Source organism: Methylobacterium sp. WL116 (assembly GCF_008039455.1).
Classification (GTDB): Bacteria; Pseudomonadota; Alphaproteobacteria; order Rhizobiales; family Beijerinckiaceae; genus Methylobacterium.
Genome location: NZ_VRUV01000412.1, coordinates 1 through 4,152 on the forward strand (window position 1 = coordinate 1; position 4,152 = coordinate 4,152).

The following is a 4,152-nucleotide window of genomic DNA, read 5'->3' on the forward strand; positions in this document are numbered from 1 at the left end:
GCCGACCCCCGCCCCAGCCGCCGCCTCCGACGAGGCGCCGGACGCCGCCACCGTGCTGGCCCAGGCCAACGCCTACTTCAACGGCATGAGCACGCTCACCGGCTCGTTCATCCAGATCGCCGCGGACGGGCGGAAGATCGGCGGCAAGCTCACCATCGCCAAGCCCGGGCGCCTGCGTTTCGACTACGACGCGCCCTCGCCGCTGGAGGTGGTGGCCGACGGCACCTCGGTGGCGGTGCGCGACCGCAAGCTCGCGACCCAGGACCTGTACTTCATCGCGCAGACCCCGCTGAAATTCCTGGTCCGCGAGAAGATCGACCTCGCCCGCGACCTCACCGTCACCGACGTCTCGAACGACCCGGGCGGCGTCCGCATCAGCCTGGAGGACCGCGCCACGCTCGGCGGGACCTCGAAGATCCAGCTGTACTTCGATGCCGACATGAAGGTGCTCGGCCAGTGGCGGATCACCGATCCGCAGGGCTACCTCACCACCGTGCAGCTCTCGAACCTGCAGAAGGGCAAGGCCGTCGACGGCAACCTGTTCTTCATCAATTACGGGCGCCCCGAGGACAAGGCGATGCAGGAGCGGATCAAGCAGTCCCAGACCCCCTGAGGTCCGCGAAAGGCCGCCATGGTGAGGCTTCCTTAACGCTTTCCGCATCGATCCGGGGAAGGACGTCCCGAAGCGCGCCGATCGGCGTGGCCTGGCGCGCCGGTGAACCCGCCGTCAAGGCGCGCCGCCCGATCGTGCCCCTCGATCGATTCGAGGAAGGGTTCGACATGGAAATCGCCAGGCTGCTCCACACCTTCGCAGGTCCCGTCGCCGCGTTCCTCGCGGTGGTGCCGGGCCTTCGCCGCCCGGCCGGCCCGCCGCCGCCGGTGCTGGATGGGCCGACGATGACGAACGTCGACTTCCCGGCCGTCCAGCCGCCGAGCGCGACGTACTGGCCCGAGCGCTCCTGCATCCTCTCGGGCCGCCCCGAGCAGACCGCGACCTACGTCTACGAGAGCCCCGACAAGCTGTTCGCCGCCGGGATCTGGACCTGCCGGCCGGGCAAGTTCCGCATCGATTTCGGCCGGGACGAGTTCATCCACCTGCTCGAAGGCGTGGTGACCGTCACCGACGCCGAGGGCCGTTCGAAGACCTATCGCGCGGGCGACGCCTTCGTCACGCCGAAGGGCTTCTCCGGCACCTGGGACGTGATCGAGCCGGTGCGGAAGCACTTCACCTATTACGGCGCGGTCGATTGAGGGCCCTCACGCCGCCTGCGGGCGCCAGCGGTCGAGCTCGCTGTCGATCGCGCCTTCGGTGCCGCGCATGAACTCGGCGGCCGGCAGGCCCGGCGCCAGGGTGGCGAGGTAGCTCACCGTCACGGTGCCGGCGCGCGTCGACGACCCGGTCGGCCAGTACAGCCCGGAATTGACCGCCACCGGCAGCACCGGCAGGCCGAGACGCCCGTACAGCAGCTCGACGCCGCGCTTGAAGTGCAGCTTCTCGTCGATGGTGCCGCGGGTGCCCTCGGGGAAGATCAGCACCGAGCGCCCGTCGGCTACCGCGGCGCGGCTCTCGTCGATCATCGTGCGCAGGGCCTGGGTGCCGTTGGCCCGGTCGATGATGATCATCGGCGAGCGCCGCAGGAACCAGCCGACCACGGGGATCGCGACGAGCTCGCGCTTGGCGATGATCGCCACGTCGGGCACCAAGATGAGGAAGGCCAGCGTCTCCCAGGCCGACTGATGGTTGGCGACGATCAGGCAGGGCTCGGCCGGGATGCGCTCGCGCCCCTCCTCGACGTAGCGCAGGCCGCAGATCGTGCGGAGCCCGAACAGGATGCCCCGCGCCCACAGGCGCGTCGCCGCGCGGATCGGCCGGACCGGTGAGCCGGAGGCGGCCAGCACCGCGAGCGGTGCCAGGAACAAGGCCGTCCAGGCGGCCCAGTAGGCGTTGAACAGGACGGAGCGGATGCGCGGCAAGGGGCTATGTCTCTGGCGTGTCGTCGAGCGGGGCCGACCGATGGTCTTTGCGCGGACATACCCCGTCGTCCGGGGCGGAGCACGCCATTTCCGCAGGCCGCCCGGTCGCAGCGTCGATCGCGCCGGCGAATCGCGCTATCCACCGGCCTCCCCCCGACAACCGCGAGCGTTTCCGTTGCGCCTCACCGTCACGTCCTGGAACATCAACTCGGTGCGCCTGCGCATCGATCTCGTGCTGCGCTTCCTCGCCGAGGCGAAGCCCGACGTGCTGTGCCTGCAGGAGACCAAGTGCCCGGACGACGCCTTCCCGCTGAAGGCCTTGCGCGGCTCGGGCTACGAGAACGTCGTCTTCGCCGGGCAGAAGGGCTACAACGGCGTCGCGATCCTGTCGCGGTTTCCGCTCGTCACCCGCGCGGTGATGAGCTTCTGCGAGCGCCAGGACGCGCGCCACATCTCGGCGGTGCTCGGCCCCGAGGCCGGCGCCGCGGCGGGCATCGCGCTGCACGATTTCTACGTGCCGGCCGGCGGCGACGTGCCCGACACCGCGCTCAACCCGAAATTCGCGCACAAGCTCGACTTCCTGCGCGACCTGCGCGCCTGGGGCGGGCGGCGCGTGAAGGGCCCCGCGATCCTCGTCGGCGACCTCAACGTCGCGCCGCTGGAGCACGACGTCTGGTCGCACAAGCAGCTGCTCGACGTGGTGAGCCACACCCCCGTCGAGACCGAGGCGCTGGAACGCTTGCGCAACGAGGCCGGCTGGGTCGACACCGCGCGCCTGCTGACGCCGCCGCCGGAGAAGATCTTCACCTGGTGGAGCTACCGCTCGCCCGACTGGTCGGCGGCCGACAAGGGCCGCCGCCTCGACCATGCCTGGGTCTCGCCCGACCTCGCCGGCACCGTGCGCAAGGTCGAGGTCGCGCGCGAGGCCCGCGGCTGGGCGCGCCCGTCCGACCACGCGCCCGTGACGTTGACGCTGGAGCTCTGACCGGAACGCGAACGGGGCCGGCGCATTGCATCTTCACACGCTCGTGAAGAAGGTTCGCCGACCCCATGCGAAAGATCCTGCTCGCCTTCCTGCTGCCGAAGGTCGTCTCTTATCTCCGCCGCCGCTACGGCGGCGCCCAGACCCCGCACCGCCGCTCGTTCTGAGCGTCCGTACCCAGCCTCATGGGTCAGGCCCCATGAGGCTGGGTTCCAGCTCTAAGCCCGCGACGCGCCCGCCCTCACCCGGCGGGCGTTCCTGCGTCCGTAGCCCACGTACAGGGCGAGGCCGAGCGTCAGCCAGACCGCGAGGCGGATCCAGGTCTGGCCCGGCAGGCCCGCCATCAGCAGCAGGCAGGACAGGATCCCGAGGCTCGCCACCAGCCCGACCGCCGGGACCCGGAACGGGCGCGGCCGCTCCGGCTCGGTCCGGCGCAGGATCAGCACGGCGGTGCAGACCAGCACGAAGGCGAAGAGCGTGCCGATGCTAACCAGCTCGCCGAGTTCCTCGATCGGCACGAGGCCGGCCACGAGCGCGGTCATCAGGCCGATCGTCGCCTGGCTCAGCATGGGCGTGCGCGTCGTCGGGCTCACCCGCGCGAACAGCCGCGGCAGCAGGCCGTCGCGGGCCATGGCGTAGAAGACCCGCGCCTGGCCGTAGAGCGCGGTCAGCGTCGAGGTCGTCAGCCCGATCAGCGCGCCGAGCTTGATCGCGACGGCGAAGCCGCCGAGCCCGATCGCGTCGATCGCCTTGGCGATCGGGTCGGCGACGTTCAGCGCCCGGTAGGGCACGAGCCCGGTGAGCACCGCGGCGACCGCGACGTAGAGCACCGTGCTCACCGCCAGGGACCCGAGGAGGCCGATCGGCGCGTCGCGCTGCGGGTCGCGGGTCTCGCCGGCGGCGGTCGAGACCGTCTCGAAGCCGATGAAGGCGAAGAACACCACGCCGGCGCCGCGCAGGATGCCGCTCCAGCCGAATTCCCCGAAGGTGCCGGTGTTCTCCGGGATGAACGGGTGCCACAACTCCGGCTTCAGGTGCGCCGCCCCGACGCCGACGAAGGCAAGGATGATCGCGACCTTCAGCGCCACCATCGCGGTGTTGACGAGCGAGGCCTCGCGGCTGCCGCGCATCAGGAGCGCCGTCAGCGCGAGCACGATCCCGGCCGCCGGCAGGTTGACGAGGCCGCCTCCGCCGGG

At 71.0% G+C, this 4,152-nt stretch carries 5 protein-coding genes; 3 read left to right on the top strand and 2 right to left on the bottom strand.

The window, feature by feature from the left end; all coding sequences use genetic code 11:
• On the top strand, positions 1-613 hold a 613-nt coding region (locus FV223_RS21640; protein ID WP_187276201.1), incomplete at its 5' end, for an outer-membrane lipoprotein carrier protein LolA.
• Between the two features lie 167 nt (positions 614-780).
• Complete coding sequence (locus FV223_RS21645; protein WP_147728930.1) at positions 781-1,251, top strand: cupin domain-containing protein; 471 nt, start codon at positions 781-783, stop codon at positions 1,249-1,251.
• Positions 1,252-1,257: 6 nt separating this feature from the next.
• Here FV223_RS21645 and FV223_RS21650 read toward each other — a convergent pair whose 3' ends face one another.
• A complete protein-coding gene (locus tag FV223_RS21650) occupies positions 1,258-1,974 on the bottom strand; it encodes a lysophospholipid acyltransferase family protein (RefSeq protein ID WP_147728931.1) in 717 nt (238 codons plus the stop codon).
• 175 nt (positions 1,975-2,149) lie between these two features.
• On the opposite strand from FV223_RS21650, the gene xth reads away from it, so the two are divergent.
• Positions 2,150-2,959 carry an exodeoxyribonuclease III gene (gene xth, locus FV223_RS21655; protein ID WP_147728932.1) on the top strand — a complete coding sequence of 270 codons (810 nt, stop codon included), beginning with the start codon at positions 2,150-2,152 and terminating at the stop codon, positions 2,957-2,959.
• 215 nt (positions 2,960-3,174) lie between these two features.
• Here the strand turns inward: xth and FV223_RS21660 are convergent.
• Positions 3,175-4,152, bottom strand: a 978-nt coding sequence (locus tag FV223_RS21660) for an amino acid permease (RefSeq protein WP_147728933.1), incomplete at its 5' end; no start/stop codon positions are given.

Excerpts from the sequence above, each read along its gene's own strand:
- FV223_RS21645 (WP_147728930.1), top strand. The coding sequence starts at position 781 with ATGGAAATCGCCAGGCTGCTCCACACCTTCGCAGGTCCCGTCGCCGCG.